At 60.5% G+C, this 18,834-nt stretch carries 18 protein-coding genes; 4 read left to right on the forward strand and 14 right to left on the reverse strand.

The window, feature by feature from the left end; genetic code table 11:
- Positions 1 to 1,253: 1,253 nt before the first annotated feature.
- Positions 1,254 to 1,604, forward strand: coding sequence for a hypothetical protein (locus tag BMF89_RS05635; protein WP_078106098.1), 351 nt, complete (start codon positions 1,254 to 1,256; stop codon positions 1,602 to 1,604).
- A gap of 142 nt (positions 1,605 to 1,746) precedes the next feature.
- On the opposite strand, the gene BMF89_RS05640 is transcribed toward BMF89_RS05635, so the two are convergent.
- The 3 genes from BMF89_RS05640 to BMF89_RS05650 all read right to left on the reverse strand — a co-directional run bounded on the left by BMF89_RS05640 (position 1,747) and on the right by BMF89_RS05650 (position 4,655).
- A complete protein-coding gene (locus tag BMF89_RS05640) occupies positions 1,747 to 2,850 on the reverse strand; it encodes an ABC transporter substrate-binding protein (RefSeq protein ID WP_216353787.1) in 1,104 nt (367 codons plus the stop codon).
- Positions 2,851 to 2,916: 66 nt separating this feature from the next.
- A complete protein-coding gene (locus BMF89_RS05645; protein WP_216353788.1) occupies positions 2,917 to 3,771 on the reverse strand; it encodes an ABC transporter permease in 855 nt (284 codons plus the stop codon).
- A gap of 26 nt (positions 3,772 to 3,797) precedes the next feature.
- On the reverse strand, positions 3,798 to 4,655 hold the full coding sequence (locus tag BMF89_RS05650; protein ID WP_078106100.1) for an ABC transporter ATP-binding protein: 858 nt from the start codon (positions 4,653 to 4,655) through the stop codon (positions 3,798 to 3,800).
- Positions 4,656 to 4,880: 225 nt separating this feature from the next.
- Here BMF89_RS05650 and BMF89_RS05655 point away from each other — a divergent pair, with 225 nt between their 5' ends.
- On the forward strand, positions 4,881 to 5,549 hold the full coding sequence (locus BMF89_RS05655; protein WP_078106101.1) for a response regulator: 669 nt from the start codon (positions 4,881 to 4,883) through the stop codon (positions 5,547 to 5,549).
- Positions 5,550 to 5,587: 38 nt separating this feature from the next.
- On the opposite strand, the gene BMF89_RS05660 is transcribed toward BMF89_RS05655, so the two are convergent.
- From BMF89_RS05660 to BMF89_RS22150, 4 genes are all read right to left on the reverse strand, one after another.
- On the reverse strand, positions 5,588 to 6,151 hold the full coding sequence (locus tag BMF89_RS05660; RefSeq protein WP_078106102.1) for a YceI family protein: 564 nt from the start codon (positions 6,149 to 6,151) through the stop codon (positions 5,588 to 5,590).
- Positions 6,152 to 6,244: 93 nt separating this feature from the next.
- On the reverse strand, positions 6,245 to 7,150 hold the full coding sequence (locus BMF89_RS05665; RefSeq protein ID WP_078106103.1) for an EamA family transporter: 906 nt from the start codon (positions 7,148 to 7,150) through the stop codon (positions 6,245 to 6,247).
- Positions 7,143 to 7,736, reverse strand: a complete 594-nt coding sequence (locus tag BMF89_RS05670) for an XRE family transcriptional regulator (protein WP_078106104.1) — start codon at positions 7,734 to 7,736, stop codon at positions 7,143 to 7,145. Before BMF89_RS05670 ends, BMF89_RS05665 begins: the two co-directional genes overlap by 8 nt.
- 207 nt (positions 7,737 to 7,943) lie before the next feature.
- Positions 7,944 to 8,114, reverse strand: a complete 171-nt coding sequence (locus BMF89_RS22150; RefSeq protein ID WP_216353789.1) for a Tn3 family transposase — start codon at positions 8,112 to 8,114, stop codon at positions 7,944 to 7,946.
- A 124-nt stretch (positions 8,115 to 8,238) separates the two neighbouring features.
- Between BMF89_RS22150 and BMF89_RS05680 the strand changes: the two genes are divergently transcribed.
- The gene (locus tag BMF89_RS05680) at positions 8,239 to 8,442 is read left to right on the forward strand and encodes a hypothetical protein (protein ID WP_078106105.1); all 204 of its coding nucleotides are present in this window, start codon (positions 8,239 to 8,241) and stop codon (positions 8,440 to 8,442) included.
- 1,364 nt (positions 8,443 to 9,806) lie between these two features.
- Here BMF89_RS05680 and BMF89_RS05685 read toward each other — a convergent pair.
- Positions 9,807 to 10,310, reverse strand: coding sequence for a hypothetical protein (locus tag BMF89_RS05685; RefSeq protein ID WP_139359562.1), 504 nt, complete (start codon positions 10,308 to 10,310; stop codon positions 9,807 to 9,809).
- A 437-nt stretch (positions 10,311 to 10,747) separates the two neighbouring features.
- Here BMF89_RS05685 and BMF89_RS05690 point away from each other — a divergent pair, with 437 nt between their 5' ends.
- Positions 10,748 to 12,082: a DUF2254 domain-containing protein gene (locus BMF89_RS05690; protein ID WP_139359563.1), complete on the forward strand. Its 1,335-nt coding sequence runs from the start codon at positions 10,748 to 10,750 to the stop codon at positions 12,080 to 12,082.
- Positions 12,083 to 12,094: 12 nt separating this feature from the next.
- Here BMF89_RS05690 and BMF89_RS05695 read toward each other — a convergent pair whose 3' ends face one another.
- The 6 genes from BMF89_RS05695 to BMF89_RS05720 form a co-directional block, all read right to left on the reverse strand.
- Positions 12,095 to 12,286, reverse strand: coding sequence for a hypothetical protein (locus BMF89_RS05695; RefSeq protein WP_078106108.1), 192 nt, complete (start codon positions 12,284 to 12,286; stop codon positions 12,095 to 12,097).
- Positions 12,287 to 12,345: 59 nt separating this feature from the next.
- Positions 12,346 to 12,762 carry an ester cyclase gene (locus tag BMF89_RS05700; protein WP_078106109.1) on the reverse strand — a complete coding sequence of 139 codons (417 nt, stop codon included), beginning with the start codon at positions 12,760 to 12,762 and terminating at the stop codon, positions 12,346 to 12,348.
- Positions 12,763 to 12,807: 45 nt separating this feature from the next.
- Positions 12,808 to 13,587, reverse strand: a complete 780-nt coding sequence (locus tag BMF89_RS05705) for a DUF2182 domain-containing protein (RefSeq protein WP_253190720.1) — start codon at positions 13,585 to 13,587, stop codon at positions 12,808 to 12,810.
- A gap of 347 nt (positions 13,588 to 13,934) precedes the next feature.
- On the reverse strand, positions 13,935 to 14,267 hold the full coding sequence (locus BMF89_RS05710) for a hypothetical protein (protein ID WP_078106111.1): 333 nt from the start codon (positions 14,265 to 14,267) through the stop codon (positions 13,935 to 13,937).
- 274 nt (positions 14,268 to 14,541) lie between these two features.
- Positions 14,542 to 15,726, reverse strand: coding sequence for a glycosyltransferase 87 family protein (locus BMF89_RS05715; RefSeq protein ID WP_171983409.1), 1,185 nt, complete (start codon positions 15,724 to 15,726; stop codon positions 14,542 to 14,544).
- Positions 15,727 to 16,094: 368 nt separating this feature from the next.
- Positions 16,095 to 18,683 carry a LuxR C-terminal-related transcriptional regulator gene (locus tag BMF89_RS05720; protein ID WP_139359564.1) on the reverse strand — a complete coding sequence of 863 codons (2,589 nt, stop codon included), beginning with the start codon at positions 18,681 to 18,683 and terminating at the stop codon, positions 16,095 to 16,097.
- Positions 18,684 to 18,834 lie beyond the last annotated feature (151 nt).

Consider the following 18,834-nt stretch of genomic DNA (forward strand, 5'->3'; position numbering starts at 1 on the left):
CCGTAGCGGAAGTTGGGCTGTCGACATAGTAGAAGTAGGTGTTGGTACTGCCGATGCCGAGACCCCCCGTGGACGATACGCCCATGTACTGCCAGTCGTATTCTCCCAAGCCCCCGCCCGAAACCATGGAGTAGACGTTATAGGTGGTGTTTGCATTTGCTTGGAAGGATCCATTCCAAGCAATCTCACCACTCCTCTTGCAAGTCACATTGATGCTCAGGTAGTTACTTTTTGCGAGTGAAGCGACCTCGACTGACGCCAGCGGTTGTGGAGCGCGAGGCGTAGAACCTATCGCGGGAGCCGCCCCAAAGAGCATCAAAGCGGAACTAATCAAAAGGGCTGACGTTTTGAACAAACTTTCCTCCTCGCATGTACATGATTTATCTCGAGAGCAAGGTCAACTGACCCGATATTCAATAATCCATTTAGCTCGTTTTGATTAGTCCGACGCACAACATTGATACATTCAGACTCGGGGAAGTATTAAGAGGCGCGCGAGCATCGGCCAGCGTAGGTAATTTTCCTTGAATCGAATCGGCGCGGGAACCGATTTGAGAGAAAGTTTAGATCGCTTCCGACCGGCAAAGCAAGAGTCAAAGGAACATTCCTCAAGACTCTTTTAAAGCTGTCCATTAAATACTCAATTGACAACACCGTCATTACTCAGTTTTCACGTTTTACTTACTCAAAAACGCCCTCTCGGCCACTCAATGGGGCGGAACTGTGACAAACGGGCGTTGGCCATTCAACGGCGATCGCATCAGGTCGCTGGAAATCGCGGTCGAAGGATGGTCGCCAAGGATATATAAGCAGGGAACCCGTTGCCGTACCTTGTCTCCGGCAAGCCCACACCAACCCAAACACCACGGCACTCAGACCCGGCATCACCACCGCCATGAGCCGTCAGCTCGGCTGGTTCACCGGCCCCTCACAACCCACCACTGAGCACCGTCGCGGTGATGTCCGGGAGGTAGCGTCGTCTGGAAATTCCGGCAGCCAATCCCCTATGCTCCAGCGACTCGGATACATTCAAACCTTGGTTCGGTGTGCCGCGCTGACCACGCCATGCTCACCTGGAGATTTCCGAGACGGAAACCCTTTACCGTGCGTTCAGGCTGTTGGCCAAGGGTTGACCATCGAAAGCGTTCTGGCCTACTTTAAACAGACCGATCGTCCGGTTTTGGAATGCCCCCTGCCACGGAGATGAACATGCGCCTCGTAAGGAAATCGGTTCTGCTCGAAGAAGTGATCCCATGACTAGCCAAGAAAGCAGAGCCGGGGACAGCAGCACCATCGGACCTCTTCAACTGAAGAGCATCTGGCATGAGCATGAGCTAAGAAACTTCGATCTCATGGTCATACTGCAAATTTCCGGGTGCGAGCACATTGCGGAGCGAATAATCAACGGCGAATCCGTGTCCACCGAGGATAAGTCAGCACTCGCCATAGCGAACGAATTGGCGAAACAAAAAGGCTATCTTCCCGTGTTTGACATGACGGATGACGACGTACGTGTCTCGGAGAATGCAGGCCTGGAGCTGGAAAAGTTCTTTAGCTCCGAGGAGTGGCAAACAAGGGATCGAAGCAGTACGCGGCAGCTCTGACCCCCTGGCCATAGATCGAGCGGGCCCTACCGCCGTCGAAGTTTTGCGCCCCGCCTAGAAAAGCACCCACAAACAAAACAATCGGCCTGCGTGGATTACCACGCAGGCCGATTGTCAGGGGGCTAGCTATACAGCGATGAGATTAGCCGTCGTTGCCGGCAGGGGTGGTGGTAGCGGTGTAGCCCTCAAGCTTGAGTGCGGCCTGGGCGTACTTCTGGGTGAAGGTGTCGGGGATGTTGACCTTGGAGGTGTCAACGCCGATGGTCTTCTCTTCGTCGAAGATGGTCTTCGGGCCGCCGGCGGGCATGATGCCGTCCGGGAGGAACTGGCCCTTGTCCTGGTTCAGCGCTGCGACGTACTGGTCCTTGGAGATGGTGCTGTTCTGGACGAAGGACTGGGGCAGCTTGTCGGCGATGTCCTGGGCGGAGTGGGTGCTGATCCAGTGCATCGTGTCGACGAGGGCGTTGACAACCTTCTGGGCTGCGTCTTCGTGGGTCTTGACCCAGTCAGACTGGGCGAGGAGGCCGGCCGACGGCAGGGTGCCGCCAAGTGCTGCGGTGGCACCCTCAGTGGTGGCGAGGTCAATCGCGGAAGTGGCGAGGTTCTTGCTCTCGAGGGCCCCGACCGTGGGCTGGGTGGTCATGACGCAGTCAGCGGAGCCGCGCTGGATGGCCGCGATGGCGGTTGATCCGGCGCCGACGGCGATCGTGTGGTAGTCAGTCTTGGCGAGGCCGGCCTTCGCGGCGATGAACTGGGTGAGCTCATCGGTTCCCGAGCCGAGGTCGGTAACGCCGACGGTCTTGCCCTTGAGGTCCGCACCCGTCTTCACGTTCGCCTTGGGGCTGCACATGATGCGTTCGCCCGGGGCGCTCGAGAGCTGTACGAGGTTGATGACGTTCTTGCCCTTGGACTGGAAGTCGACAGTGTGGACGTACCAGGCACCGGCCATGTCCACCTGCCCCGATGCCATCGCGTCTTCGGCGCCAACGCCACCCTGCTGCTCGGTGGAGAGCTCCACCTTCACGCCGTACTTCTGGTAGTAACCGAGCTGCTCTGCGAGCTGGTACGGCAGGTAGATCTGCTTGTCGATGCCGCCAACCATCATCTTCACGGTGGGCATCGAGGCGGCGTCCGCCGAAGCACCGCCGCTTGCAGTGCTGCTGCTTGCGGAGCTGGTGCCGCAAGCCGCGAGGCTCAGTGCGATCACTCCGGCAGCGCCGACGGCGTAGATCTTGTTCTTCATCATGGTTGTGCTTTTCCTTCTATTGTGAGGATTCGAGCGTTGGGTAAGTGGAGTGCAAGACGGCGAGCGTCAGATCGCCTGGGCTTCGGAACGGTTTGGTGGCCGCCACTTGAGCAGGGTGTGCTCTAGCAGGGCGATGAGGTATTCCGCGCCGAGCGTGATGACTGCGATGATCACCATGCAAGCGAAGACCGTGTTGGGGTCGAAGGTTCCCTGTGCCTGGCTGATGATCAGGCCGATTCCCTGCTGGGCACCGAGCACTTCAGCAACAAGCGCACCGATGATCGCGAAGCCGAATGCCGTGTGCAAGCTGGCGATGATCCAGGTCATAGCCGAGGGAATGGTCACGTGGATCGCCACCTGAAGCGGCGATGCACCCAGGACTCGGACGTTTCCGACCAGGTTCTGGTCCACTTCACGGACGCCTTGGAAGGCGTTGAAGAAGACGACGAAGAAGACCAGGACCGCTGCGAGCAGCACCTTCGGGAAGACGCCGAGGCCGAATGCCACGATGAAGATCGAGCCGAGCACGATTCTGGGGATGGAGTTCACGATCCGGATGTACGGGCCGACAACTTCCGACAGGTACTTGTTCGAGCCCAAAAGGATCCCGAGCACGACGCCGACGAGCGTGCCGAGCAAGAAGCCGTAGATCGCTTCCTGCATGGTGACCCAGAGGTTTTCCCAAATGGTGCCGAATGCCGTGCCCTCGGTGAAGAGCTTGACCAGGCTGTTCCAGATTTCGGTCGGCTGGCCGAAGAAGAACTTGTCCACCCAGCCCTCCGTGGTGAACCACTGCCAGCCACCGATCACAACGAACGCGAGAATGGCACGGCCAGCCCAAACCCACGTGGTGCGACGATTCATGGCACGCCGGGCGGAAACCTTAAGCTCACTCGCTTGTGCTTTCTCTTGCTCTTGCACGGGAGCACCTCTACTGATTGTAGTTGTCATGCTGCTACACCCGCTGACTGCTTGTAAGCGCGGGTGACTTCGTCCTTCAAGGACTCCCAGATCTGGCCCTGCAGCTCCAGGAATCGCTCCTCGTGCCGGATCTTCTGGACATCTCCACGCGGCCGGGGCAGATCGATGTCGAAGACATCCTTGATGGTTCCCGGGCTGCTGGTCATGATGACCACCTTGTCGGCGAGCGCCACGGCTTCGTCGAGGTCGTGCGTGATGAACAGGACAGAGGGGCGCAGTTCTTCCCAGAGCGCCAGCAGCTCATTCTGCATGATGGCCTTGGTCTGCACGTCGAGGGCGCCGAACGGCTCATCCATCAAGAGAATCCGCGGGTTGTTGATCAGCGCCGCCGCCATGGCGACGCGCTTGCGCATGCCGCCGGACAACTGATGCGGATAACGGTCCTCGAAGCCGGCCAGGCCCACGCGGCGCAGCCAGTCCCTTGCGAGCAAGGTGGCTTCCTTCTTCGGCGTCCCGAGCAGGACCGGGCCGATCAAAACGTTTCCGAGAACGGTCTTCCACGGGAAGAGCGCGTCTGCTTGGAACATGTAACTGACGCCATTGGTGATGCCGTCAACCAGCTGGTCGTGGACCCGCACCGAGCCGGCGCTCGGCCGTTCCAGGCCGGAGACCTGGGCCAGGGTGGTCGACTTGCCGCAGCCCGTCGGTCCGACGATCGCGCAGAACTGGCCGGGTTCGACCCTCAACGTCACATCGCGGATGGCAGTGAATGTCTCGTTCTTGGGAGTGAGGTAACGCTTGGTCAACCCGACGATGTCGATGCCCGCGGCGTCCTCAGTCCTCTCGGGGGCCCCGGGCGGCCGGTTGGGGTGGATAGCATTCATAACGCTAAGACCTCTCTGTCTTTGGAGTCCCTTCATTGGGATTTCCTTGAATTCGTGATGTGGATCACGGCAACTGTGTCAAGCTTAGGAAGGGAGCATCCGGGCCAGAAGTCTTCAGTAAGTTGTGCGCCTTAGCCGCAAAAATGCACGTTTTGTGCGTTTTCTGCCGTCGCTTCAACTACCGGAACGCCCGTACCGGCGCGGACATGGAAAGGAGTCCAAACCTTGATTAGGACATTGGTCGTCGACGACGATTTCCGGGTCGCCGGAATCCACGCTGCCCGCGTGGCCAGAGTTGATGGTTTCGAATGTGTCGGTCAGGTGTACAGCGGCGCAGCCGCGCGGGAGGCGATAGCGCGCCTCAACCCGGACTTGCTCTTGCTGGATGTACACCTGCCGGACGAGGACGGGATCTCGATGCTGCGGTCCCTGCAGGCGGCCGGAACCGACGTCGACTGCATCGTCATTACCGCGGCCCAGGACCTGGCCACCGTCAAGTCAGCGATGACCAGCGGCGCGGTCTATTACATGGTCAAGCCGTTCAGCTTTGACCGGCTCCGCACGCAATTGGAGGCGTACCGGAACTGGCGGCAGGAGCTGGATTCCGCTTCAACTGCCGATCAAGCCACCATTGATAGCCTCTACAACGCGCGTTCCGCCGGGGTCAGGCCCGCGGCTCCGGCGCCGCGGCTGCAGCCCACCATGCAGAAAGCGCTCGACGCCGTCCGCGCCGCCGGGGGCCCCGTCAGCGCCGCTGAAATCGCCGGACAGCTTGGGGTCAGCCGCCCGACGGCGCAGCGTTACCTCAGCGTCCTGGAACAAAAAGGCCTTCTCGTCTTGGACCTCACGTATGGCGGCACCGGCCGGCCGCTCAACTCCTACACGGCGAGTTGAGCGGCCGGCCAGCTACCTCTTGCCTACTCGGCCGCTGACTACTCGGCTGCGGCGGGCTCGGCCTGCTTCACGAGGGCAGCCTCGAGGTTGATCTTCACCTTGTCGCTCACCAGGAAACCGCCGGTCTCCAGAGCGGCGTTCCACGTCAGTCCGAAGTCCTTCCGGCTGATCTCGGTTTCGGCGGAGAACCCGGCGCGCGTCGCGCCGAAAGGATCAACCGCGACGCCGGTGAACTCAACTTCCAGCTCCACCGGCTTGGTGATCCCGCGGATGGTGAGGTCGCCCGTCAGAGTGTAGTCATCGCCGTCGCCCTCTACGCTGGTGGCCCGGAAGGTCATCTCCGGGAACTTCTCGACGTCGAAAAAGTCGGCGCCGCGGACGTGGGCGTCACGGTTGGCGTCGCCGGAGTCGAAGCTCGCGGTCTTGACCGTTGCGTGGAGCGAAGCGTCGGCCAACGACTCGCGGACGCGGGCCTCGGCGCTCGCGTCAGTGAAGCGTCCGCGGACTTTGCTGATGCCGGCGTGCCGGACACTAAAGCCGATCTCGCTGTGGGCCATGTCGAGCAGCCAGATGCCGGAAGTCAAACCTTTGGGAAGAGTCATGGTGGATCTCCTGATTCGCAAGAATGTCGCTTGGATCGATCCCTTCCACCCTTGTTGAGCCCGAACTTGAAGTCAAGGACTCCAGCTCCCTATCTAGCCGACAAGGTCGAGGTCCGGTCTGGTCCCGGCCTGATCAGTGGTGAGCGGGTGGCGTCGACCACCTCGTTGCGCTGCGGCGCCGGCGAGGACCACCAGCGTGATGCCGACAAACTGGATGAGCGAGGGCTGCTGGTGGAGCACGAGCAGTCCGAGGAGAACGCCGAAGGCGGGTTCGAGCGCCATCAGGGTGCCGAAGGCGGCTGAAGTCATCCGGCGCAACGCGAGCAACTCCAAGATGAAAGGCAACACGGGCATCAGGACAGCCACTGCGACTGCGGTAGCGAGGACACCGAAGGTGAGCTGTCCAGCGGCTTGCGGGATACCTACCACCGCTGCCGTGAGGGCAGCCACGGGAACCGTGAGCGAAAGTGTCCCGATGCCAGTGAAACGATCGCCAACGCGTTGGGTGAGCAGAATGTAGGCCGCCCACCCGCCGGCGGCGAGGCAGGCGAACCCGATACCCGCCAGGTCGACTTGCCCTTGCCAGGGGTCGGTGAGCTGGACGACTCCCACCAGTGCGAGCGCAGGCCAGAGAAGGGCCCTCGCGTTGTGACTGCGCACGGAGGCGACGGTCAAGGGGCCAAGGAACTCGATCGCGACGGCGGTGCCGAGCGGGATGCGCTCGATCGCGGCGAGGAAGGCAATGGTCATCAGCCCCGTGGCGACACCCAGTGCCAGGAGCACCGGCACATCGCGACGGCGTACCGCACGCAGCGGAGGCCGGGCCACTGCCAGGAAGATGAGCGCTCCCACGCTGAGCCTCAGCCAAGCGGTGCCGGCCGCACCCACCACAGGGATCAGGTCTACCGAAAGGGCGGACCCCAGCTGGACCGAGAACATCGCGGCAACGGCCAGCCCCCATGGTGGCACTGCGGCGCCGCGGATTGCGCGTTTACTCATGCCGGTGTCCGGACCCTACGCCGGGTTCGAAGACGGCCAGGGAAAACCTCGCCGGCTCCGTGCCCGGATTGGCATAGGAATGCGCCACGTTGCCCGGGAAGCTGACAGCGTCACCGGTATCGAGGGTGATCGCTTGCCCTGCGACCTCGACCACCACTGTGCCTTCCTGAACCTGCAAAAGTTCCTTGGTACCCGGTGTGTGGGCCTCGCTTACGTGACTGTCACGCGGGCTCAAAGTCCAATCCCACAGTTCAACCACGTCCGGCGATTCTGTGCCGGCCACCAGCACCCCTTGGCCACCGGAAGCACTGCTCCACAATGCCGCTCCTTCACCGCGGCGGGTAACCTTTACCGGTTTGGGCTGGGGCGATTCGACCAAGGCCGGCAGCCCGACTCCGAGCGCGTCGCTGATCCTCAGCAGGGTTCCAACGCTTGGATTCGCGGCGCCCTGCTCGACGTTGACCACCATTCGGCGGCTTACACCTGCAGCATCCGCCAACTGATCAAGGGTCCAGCCCCGCGACTGCCGCTCCTGCCTGACCCGGGCGCCGATTGCGGATGCCAGGGCAGTTGTACTCTCATCCATAAGTGCATCATACTGCACTTATAGTGCACTGCGACTTGTCCACTTCTTACCGGTGAAGCGCCGTCCGATTCCACTTTTCACAATCCCTTAGATGCTGATGGGCGAGAATAGCGATCCTGGTTGCAGGTCTAGTTCCGTTTGTGGGTCTTGGTGTGGCGGGGTGAGGTTGAGGACGCAGTCTTCGAAGCGGCGGATGGTCCTTTTGATTTAGGGCGAGATCGTGGCTAGGTCTTCGGGGTCGATGGTGTGGCCTTCGGCGGCGAGCTCGTTGGCGGCGGCGGTGATATCGCAGGCGGTGGAGTAGATGACGATGTTGGCCAGCAGTTCGTTGAACCTGACGATCTTTTCTTGCTGGTCGGGGTCGTCATGACTGCTCATTTCGTTGCCGGAGGCCAGCCCAGTGTAGATTTACGGGTTTCTGTATTTGATGAAAGCTGCTAGGGAGCTGTTTCGTCATTCACTCTTGTCTGGACGATTGGAGATCGATCGCCGTCTTAGGTAAATGATCGCAATCGCTGTCAGGATCGGGAGGCTGAACATCGCCCCGAATGACCTTGGCCCAGGCACGCTCCCGTCGAACCATGGCATCAGGATCGACAGGAAGTTCCACGACCGTGACGACCAATCTATCCCCGTTGGAGTAATGGCTTCGCTGACAAAAACCGCCGGGAAGAAGACCACCACCGGAATAATGCCCACCGTGTAAGGCCCCAACGACGGCGGCTGACGGTGTCGCGCTCTGCAGTCACCCCATCATTCCTCTCAACTGACACGCCTCCCATGAATGTTGCATTCGCTCTTTAATACAACTGGCGGCCATGGACGCCTGCCGTGGCTTCCCGTCCAGGATGTCTCTCTCGATTCCGCTCGGGCGCGGGAGACGATCTCTTTGAACCGGGCTGGTTCCAGGTATGGTTCGCCGGGCTTCCTGATCACTCGTCCCACGTATGGGTCTCGTTGCTCAAGATCTATGTGGTTACTTGGACTGGTCGTGTACCCCGCCTCGACTTCTGCGCTGTCCTTGTTGAATGCAGCCATGATCAGGTACAGCAGCGGTCCAATCGTGATCATTATCAATATGATCAGCGAGGTCATCACCCGTTGGACCCACAAATTCAAAAAACTGAGGACGGCCCCTGTGAGAGGGAGGGGAGGAAAATCTTCGTGTATTTCGTTCTGGTATTTGCCAACCAGTATGCCGAGGGGCCGTCCAGAAGTGTCCCCGGGTCTTCGTGATTCACCAATCTAGGATACCCAGTGGCGTCCCAGGCCAGAATTGTCGACACGTGGTCAAATTCTTTTGGATTTCTTTCCAGCTCTTACCGCCCCCTTGCGCTGCGAATGCCTGGTCTGTGCAGGTGTCGAAGCTGGTGACGCATCCAGTGACTGACGAGAAATCAGTCGGCCCAGATATGTATGAATTGTAGGAATTCGAGGGGGAAGCGCACCCTGTACCACCATCATCCTCCGAGATCTGTGTAGCGGACAGCCCAAGAGGGTCCATCTTGTTCAGCGGATCGCTATTCGCATAGCTGTAGATGGCCTTGGTAAGGGCTGCGAGCGAGTCTGCATTGAGAAATTGGGCTGTTTGCGAGTCGTAGTACCGGTTCCTGACAGACGGGATGTCAGGAAACCTTGACAAGGGCGATGCGCGTTCCGTGAGGCTGCGCAATGGCCGAAGTTTGTATATTTGTAAATGCGTATATTCGAATACTACGAACTTGCGAAGTCCGTAAGTCCGCTTGTTTCTGAACCTGTAAGTTCAATCAGGTTAGCTGCGGACCCCTTGGGTGGCCGGTTGAGCAACACAACGAAGAAGCCCTTCCCGGTCATTGACCCGGGGAGGGCTTCTTTGCGGGGCTCTGCCGAGTTGGCCCCCACGTCTTGGACAAGAAGACCCGGGGAACGGTCAACTATGCGTCGTGCCTTGACTCATTGTCTAGTTTCTTTCGGCTTCTGCGCAGCGCTGCCACCGTAATCCAGGCAACGGCGCTGATGAATGCAATCGCCATGACAACGAGGAGAATAACGGTCATCCAGTTCGGTTCTCGCATGTTCCTATCCTAGTCATTACGGTGAAGTGTCCCACCGTGAGCTGTTCTGGACGTAAAAGGTCAACGACGCCGTTGTGGAGTACCAACCCATGTTCACGAGAGCGCTTGCGCGTGCGCGGGCTGCGCCGGAGCAGTTCTGCACTCCTTGGAGGACTTCCTGGGTGATTCCGCCCACAGATCCGACACCGCTGTACCAGGCTCCGTAGATGTTGTAGATCGCTCCGGCAAAGCTGGGCGCGCAGCTGCTGCCGAGGCGGCCGTCAGACTCGAAGGCCATAGTGAACGAGAACTGATCAGTGCGGACCTGGCAGTGCCTGAACTCGAACGTTCCGACACCGGTGTAGTCGGCACAGTTGGAGATGGACATGGGCGTTACCTCAGCCTTGGATCCCCCTGACCTGTGCTCGGTGGGGTTCTGGAAGGTAGTCAGCGAGACGGATCCGTCCCCGAACTCCTTCCTGACCTCCGTCTTATCCGGCTGCTTCTTGGTCTTGGTGCTGACGGGAGATGCACCTGTCATGGATTCGGGCACGACTCCCTTCTCCAGATTGGCAATCAGGCGGTCCCTGACTGGTGGAGCAATCCCTAGCCGCTCACTCGATTCCATCACAAAGGCGCGGTCGGAGCCGCTCAAAGTGTGGCCGTCAGCGGCTTGAGCCGGCGGCGCTAATACCATTGCCGTTGCCGCCAGGGCAGCGGCAACTAAGGCAGATCTGAATTTCATATTTCCCCCCAGTTGAGAAATGACCCGCCGTTTTTAGCGGGCTTGACGTGAAGCCTAGGTGATCGTCGAGGGTTACTCAACCGTTTTTATAAAGCATATTTTGTGGATCCTCGGTAGTGATTCATCCGCCATGGCAGCCACGCTGGGAGGCGCGGAACAACTAAGATGGGGTGTTTCACTAATTCACAAGCCTCCCCTTGACTGGCGGGCACCCTCAGTCGAGAGTGACACTTGTGAGGCGTGATGCCGTTCGGGAGTATCTAGCGAGTGCCCTGTGGGCGATGCCCACCTGCGCCGTCGTCGTCGCAATCATCGCGGGTGCGGGGCTCTCCGCGGTTCAGCTCGACGCCACGTCGCCCCTCGCAGTCCTCCTCTTCCAAGGGACCTCCGACGACGCGCGTAACCTGCTCATCGGGATCGCGAGCACCATGGTGACCGTCATCGCCGTCGTGCTCGGCCTCACCGTCGTGGCACTGCAGCTCGCGTCGACGCAGTTCAGCCCGCGGTTGCTGCGGAACTTCCTGCGCGACATCCCCAACCAGGTAACGCTCAGCGCGTTCGTGGCCACGTTCGCGTACAGCACCGCTGGTCTCTACACGGTGGGCATCGCCGCCGGACAGCGCACCCAGGACTACCCTCGCCTCGCGGTGAGCGGGGCACTCCTGCTGCTGTTCGTGAGCATGGTCATGCTCGTCTTTTTCGCCCACCACCTGTCCCATTCGATCCAGGTGGACCAAGTCATGAAGGGTGTCGAGAAGGCCACGCTCAAGGTGATCGAGCGGTCCTTCGTTCCCGGGGATCCCGGAATCCGCATGCCAAACCCGCCGCCCGGCGCCACGGCCTTGCTGGTACCGCAGTCGGGATATGTCCAAGCGTTCCACGTCGAGGCGTTCGTCGAGGCGCTCGCGAGCCGGGGTCTTGCGGCCCGGATGGTGCCCATGATCGGCCGGCACGTCGTCGCGGGTTCCCCGCTCGCCTGGGTGTGGGTGAGCAAAGGCGAGGGCGAGCGTCGTCTTGCGCCCGACGGCGGGGCTGAACTGCGCCGTGCGCTCGCCCAGAGCGTACGGATCGGTTACGAACGGACCCTCGAGCAGGACGTCGCCTTCGGGATCAGGCAACTCGCCGACGTCGCGTCTAAAGCTCTCTCCCCCGCCATCAACGATCCCTACACTGCGAACCAAGCGGTGGACCATCTCGGCTCGATCCTCGCGGCCCTCTCCATCCGGCAGCACGGGCCGCAGGCCGTGGCGGACGCGCAAGGCACCGTAAGACTTTACGTACCGGCCCGCGATTTCGCCTATCTCGTGGATCTGGCCCTCGGACAGGTGCGACGGTACGGCGCGAACGAGCCTCGCGTCGTCAGGGCCCTGTTGCGCGCGTGCCGTGAGCTCGTGTGGTTCGGCGACGCGGCCCACCACGCCGTCGTGCGTCAGTACGTTGAGACCCTCATGAGCGATGTGACCCGGCTCGTCGCCCAGCCAGCGGATCGCGACCCCCTCCTCGCGGAGGGCGCGGCGCTGCTGGAAGCCTTCGACGACGCCGACGGCGCGAGCGGCGCCGGCAGCTAGGGTTTGCCTGCGTTATTCGATCTCTGCTTCCGCGGCCACATTGCGGATGCCACGGGGGCGTCCTGCTTTGGTCCAGGCCCGGTAGAGGAGGCCTGCGACGGCGAGGGCGGCGAGGCTGACGAGGGGAAAGCCGCGGGAGAGATTGGCAACGAGAGTGAAGGCCACAGCGAGGGCTTGAGCTGCCGACCAGACTTCCCGGCTCACCTCCGAATGCCCCCCGCCCGATTCTCGGAGCGCGGGCGGGTGACGCAATTGCGGAATCGCTACTGGGGAACGGCGCCGATCTGCTGCATGAGGCTGAGGGTGTCAGTTGAACCCCAGTGCTCAGCAACTTTGCCGTCCTCGACGCGGATGATGTCGGTCCCGCCGAACTCGACGCTATTGCCTGATGCTGGAACGCCGGCCATGTCACCGCGGTGGGTACCCGTCATCACAACGTGGCACGCCTCGAAGGTTCCGTCCGTCAGCCACGGCTCTAATGTCTTGACCTTGATGTCCGGGAACGCTGTCCGGATGGCCGAGACGAAGAACCGAACGCCGTCCTTCCCAGGCGGTTGTCCGGGAAGTGCCTCTTCGTGGTCCACCAGGTTGTCCATCGCGAGCTCATCAATCAGATCCAGGTTTCCACCCTCGATGATTTCCTTGTAAAAACGCCCGATCAGTCCATTGTCATCAGTCATTTCCGACTCCTTTATGAGTGAGACCGTTCCATTTTTCCCCCGTACCTACATCCCGACGCCGGGCGCCATCCCGGGCGCAACGGCGATCGCCACGGCGATCACGGCCAGCGCGACGGCGACCAATCGGTTGGCGATCCGCCTCCACGGGAGCATCTTCTCCAAGGCAATGAACGCCCCCACCAGAGCCATCCAGCCGACGCTCATCACGCCGAGCGCGAAGAGCGCCACCATGAGCGCCCAGCAGCAGGCGACGCACCATACGCCGTGTTCGAGTCCAAGGCGCAGTGCACCAAAGGTCCCGTAGCGGATTCGGCGCAGGATGAAGTCCATCGGCGTCCGGCATTTCATCAGGGAGACGTTCTTGGCCGGCGTGAGCTGGTACAGGGCCGCCACAAAAATCACTGCGGCTGCAAGGTAGCGACCGCCCGGATCGGAGGAAAACAACCCCGGAACGAGGGACGCGACCATCGCGTACACCGCATAGGCGGCGAGGCCGAAGATCGTCCACGAGATCAGGTAGCCGGCCACGAATATGGCCGTGGAACCCGCAGGTGCATAGCGCCCGGTCTCGCGGCGGTGCTGGGTAATCCTGGCGTAAGCGACCACCATGGGCGCCACGGACGGAAACATCATCGCCGCAAGCATCACCACCCAGGTGGTGAGGAAGAAACCGAGCGGCCCGGGATCCGTCCAACGCCCCATGTCCATCCCGGACGTTTGTGCGGCAGAAACGATCCAGCTGACTGCCGCGAGAATCAACAAGACAGCAACCAGACCGGCCTCGCGTGGATCCATCCTGAACGCTGTGGCGCGCATGGCTCTCATGACATTTCCCAAGACATTGAGGACTCTCCTCGCTAGCACCATCGACTAGCGGAGCTCCCCCAAAGGCAGCGCCGAAATCACTTGGAACGAGACCACGAACCTCGATACGGCCGACGATATTCCGGCCTCATGAGGGTGTCAATATGCTCTGCTTGCCGGAGCGCAAGCCTCCCGGCGACGCACTTCAGTTCCCCGTGGCCGGGACTACGTCCCCCGTTTCGTGGCGGACCGGGCAACCGGCATGCCGTTGGACGCCTCCGTCGCAGGCAGTCAACGCGCGGCTCCGGGGAGCAGCATCGCAGAGACCACGCCGACAGTGCTTCTCCAACGCACAGCAACCCCCAAAGCTACAGCGCCCTCACGAACGATCGAACAAGGAGGTCGTCGGAACTGTAGCTGCCTGCCCACGATGCGAAACTTTCGTTGATCGCCAGCATGTACAGGCTAACGCGGAATGTACCTTCGTAAGTGCCGTTGAGTCCGGACGAAATATGGGGATAGAAGTCCTCATGCTCTTCAAAGCTGGCAAAGATTCCTTCCAGAAGCGCCTTGCGGTCGGGACTAAGGAACCACTCCGACGGCTCATCGGGCTTCGACTCTGCGTATCTTGGGTCCGCTTCCTCCCACGAGTCGAGCCATTCCGCAGGGGCATCGAGTACACCTTCAACTTCGATGCTCATCCCCCTTAAAGTGCCACGAATTGTGTGCCACGAGCCCGGTTCACCAGTTTCAAGGCCCCTGACCCTGATTCTGACTGTTGTTGTGTCCATTTGAGCTTGCTCGTGCAGACCGATACGCGGTTCATCCGGGTGCATTCTCGGCCGTACATAGGCATGTCCGTCCGCCCCCATGAACAGCCGACCGCGCGCTTCGACCAAGCTTCCGTCTCGGACAGGAAGTAACAACTGGCGTCTGCTTGGTGCACTATTTCCAGCCATAGGATGTACTGACCTTTCATCTGACGCGGGGCACAGGTTGCACTGCCGCCGCGAGAGGCGAGGTGCGGCTCCTGAGCGCGAAGAACGTCCCTATAGTTGCGATTGAAATAAGCAGCAACGACTCTCGAAGGAGTATGCCCAGGGGTGCGAGCATGATAGGGCCGTTTTGCAGCATGTGTTCACCCAGATCCGTTCCATGGATCAGCAGAACGAGCGCGGCAGCTGCTACGAAGATCCGCGTGCGCGTCCGTCCCAGGAACCAGAGCACGATAAGGGCCGGGATCAGATATACCCAGTGATGCACCCAACTCACAGGTGAGACAAGATTGGCAGTCAATCCGACAGTCAGAACCGCCGCCAGCGTCTGTCCCGCGCGGAAGATCTCCGCAGCAGCCAACAAGCCGAGAGCGGCCACAACGATAACGATGACCTTGGAGGGCGAGACCGCCCAATGCCCGATCGCTCCGGCCGCCCCCTGTATGGAGTTGTTGCCCGCGCTGGCGAACTGGGTGCCGAGATCAACCTTCCTGCTAAGCTGCCACACGTTTGAGAACCAATAGGTGACTGACATGGCGGGAAACATGATCCCGCCGATAATGACCGTCCCGGCGAAACCGACAGTGGCGGAGACCGCCATATGCCATTGTCTTGTCATCAAGAGATAAGGAATGAAGATGGCCGGGGTCAGCTTGATACCGGCAGCGACCCCGATCAACACCCCTTTCGGAACGAACCGGGACCACCTTCTATTGGTGTGACGACAGAAATCCGCGAGACAGAGTCCAGCGAGGAACAAGTTGATCTGACCCCACACCAAGTGCTGGGCGACGATGGTAGTACAACAGCCCAGCAAAAGAAGCGCGAGCCATATCGTCCGGCGCCTGGGCAAAGACTGCGGCAGGCAAACACCAATGATGAACGCCAAAATTGCTACGCAGCCCGTGGTCCACAGCATGAAGGACACCTGGGAAGGAAACAAACTCGTGACAGATAGGAGCGCAGCTGCAAACGGCGTGTAAACGAAAGGCAGGCCCTCGGCCGGCAAAAGTTCCCCAAAAATGTTGCGGGAATAAATGTCTCCCCCGGGCCAAGACGCTACCGAAGCGTACCGATAAACCAAGAAGTCCACCGGAGGGTAGACGCCGAGATTGAGCAGATACAGGCTGGCAAAGATGATCCCCAGCGCCGGGACAATTGTCATTAATGGCCACATCCGAACAACGCCGCTCAAAATTTCGGCTAACGTGAAAGGACGTTTCCGGTAGGACTTAGTTAGCATTCTGCCAATCCATTCAGGTGCTTTACGGAAGATTGCGTGGCCGGCACCTCCCGGAGGCGCCGACCACGCCCATTAATACTGGTTGCCTTGCTGATGGTTAGCAGCGTCGCAAGTAGAAGGCATTTGTAATCTCCCTGGTCCGCAATGGTTGTACATGTCGTAGTCGGCCGTTTTGTAATAACCACACGGGGCGGCGGATGCAGCCGGTGCCACTACGGCGAGAGCGGCGACGCCCAGCATGGTGGCGGCGCCAACTGCACCGACCCTCCCTAAAGTTCTTGACTTCGAATTCACAATGTCCTCCTGCGAGTGATGGCGCGCCCGCCATCTGTCTGGGAGTTTCGAACGCACTCGTAAAGGGACTGGCGCGTAGTGGTTCCAGTCTTGGCAAGGGCCCGGGCGATGTGGTTTTCCACGGTCCGCGGACTGATCCCCAGAAGGACAGCGATTTCGGGGGTGCGTTGGCTGCCTGCCAGGATGGCGATTTCCCTCTCTCGAGGAGTCAGACCTTGGGGATGCCCTCCCGTGTCGAGGGTCAGTTGTAGCCCTTGTGCCGGGAAGCGGTCTTCGAAAGCCGAGATGATCTGATGAAAGGTCCTGGCCAACCCCCGGTGGCGTTTGAGGAGATGACCCTTCACCACGCCTTTCAGGAGCCTGGTGATCGCGGGAAGGTCGGAGTCGGCTTCGTATTTGTCCAAATGGATTTTTAGCAGTTGGTGGTCGCGGTCACGAATGGCACCGGCGATGGCGAGGAACTGGGCATGGGTGCTCACGCCGTTTTCCTCCAGTAGCCGTTGCGTGGCCTCCAGGATCTTGTGTCCGGGGCAGAGGGACAACATGAACAATGAGGCGTATACGGCTTCGGTGATGTACCCGCGGTCCAGTTGTTGTGCCAGAAGGTCCGCAGCCTTTTCGTCAAAGTCGGCTGGATCGGCATATTTTTGGGTAACGAGCTCATAGACCGCTTTCCCAGTTCCCGGCAGGGGCCCGATGTCAGCGACGTCCTTGCGTGCCTGAATCCCCAGTGAGGGGACGTTCTTACCGGAGCTGGCCAGTGCGCGAAGGCCGGCGATTCTGAGCATCGCGTCGTGGAGGAAGCTCACCAGGAAGCCCGGGCGTCCGAGCGCGAAGACGCTGTCCATCACCCGATCAGCATCCTTGCTAAGTCCCTGGTCCGTCATTGCCAAAACCGCGACGTAACTGTTCGCGACGAAACCGAACTGGTCCAAGGCCCGCCGCGCCGCGGCACGTTGACTGAGGGAGAAGATCACGGCTTCTTCGCCCTGGCCGGCAATATGGAGCGCGAGTCCGCGGACGAAGGGTTCCATGCCTGCGGCAAGGTCGAAGCCATCTGTTGAATCAAGGGCCCGGAGGGCAGCCTGGGCGTCGAAGCGGTAGAGCTCCAGAATGCCCCGGATGACTGGAAGAACTCCGCTCTCCGGATGGCGGCTGCGGAGCCTGTCCAGGGTTTCGTCGAGGTTCACAGGCATTCGGTCAAAGGACGCCTCGAGGTAGAGTGCGAACGCTTGGGCTTCTGCACTCCAATCGGGGTGGGCTTGGCCGATCGCCTGGAGTATCCCCGTCGCGGCGGATGCTTCCCCGCCGCTGACGATGGCCCACAGCGCCCGCGTCATGGCGAAGAAGAAGTGATCGCCGGAATCAGCGCCAAGCGTCTCTGTTTCGCTGAAGACTTGTTCGATGCGTGAGGGATCGATCGGACCGCCCCAGTAGAACTTGAGGAACGCTACTGCGTTGGACATGGTCTTTTCGGACCCCCAGGCGCTGAATTGTGATTCCTCCAGTTCCCGGAGCTGTTCTTGGAAATGCTGCGTCGCAGCCGTGCCGCCGCCGGCTTCACTCCGCAGGTCTCTGATCAATTCGGCCAGAAGCTCAGGCGAGGAACTCTTTACCGGCGGGTCATGGGAATCGATCTCCCGGTTACTCCGATCCGCCAGCACCCTGCGGGAGGATCGCACGTAAGGGTCACGGAAATGGTCGACAACAATGTGGGGACTGACGCTTACCCATATGGCTCCGCCGCTGTCTTCGGTGAGCGCTGCCAGCCCGCGCATTTCGAGCCTGTCCAGGAGTTCTGCCTCCACTGCTGGCTTCAGGGACCCCAGCGGCCGGGCTCCCACCACAGACAGAGTGTGCAAAGCCGTTCGCTCGTCTGCGCTGAGTCCTTGAAGGAGCTCTTGGACGGTGCTCTGGAGATATTCGTTCCAGAGTGTGTGCCCACCCATTCTCCACTGTCCGTCATGGAGGATAAGTTGCTTGCTCAACTCCGCGCATTGGGCGATCCTGACCACGAGTCGCGGGTTGCCTCCGGATTTCATGAGCACGGCCGTGGTCAAATCCACGTCCGGCGGCGACCCGAGTGTCTGCGCCAGGAGTTTGTTGACGTGATCGTAGTGAAGGGGACTGAGTCGCATCGTTGTCTCCGGCCATCGGGCAGGCATAAACACGGAGGCCCCTGAATCCTGTGGGGCATCGTCCAACGTCACCACCAGCGGCCGTTCGGTCCGCCTCTGAACAATGTCAATGACTGCCGCTGATTCCTTGTCGAGCACGTCGATATCGTCAACAACTATTGCCCGGGCGCCTCGCTGGGCCAACTGTTCGGCGAGCACGTTCGCGACTCCTTGCGGCCCATTCTCTTGCCCGCGCCCTTCCAACCCGAGTGCGCCAATCCCTGCGAACGGCGTTTCATTCAGGAGCCGCGAACCCGAGAGGCTGTAGACCGTGAAACCGTCCTTTTCGAGGCCAGCAGCGATCGACTGCAGGACCGTTGATTTTCCGCTTCCGGGGCCGCCGACGATGCGAACACTGACACCGCGAGCCACGTAGTCAAGTGCCCGCCGGACTTCCTCTTCGAACACTTCCCAGCTCCTCACGCAGACACCCCAGCTCTGAAATGTGAGCCTGGTGGCTTTCCAAATCTGAGGAGAGCGCCCCCGAGCCCTAGCCTGACAATCTATCCAACGTTACGGTCGAAAATCATCACTGGGTGTCCATTGCACTGAAACTGAG

It is taken from the genome of Arthrobacter sp. SRS-W-1-2016, from assembly GCF_002009585.1.
GTDB classification, from domain to species: domain Bacteria; phylum Actinomycetota; class Actinomycetes; order Actinomycetales; family Micrococcaceae; genus Arthrobacter; species Arthrobacter bambusae_A.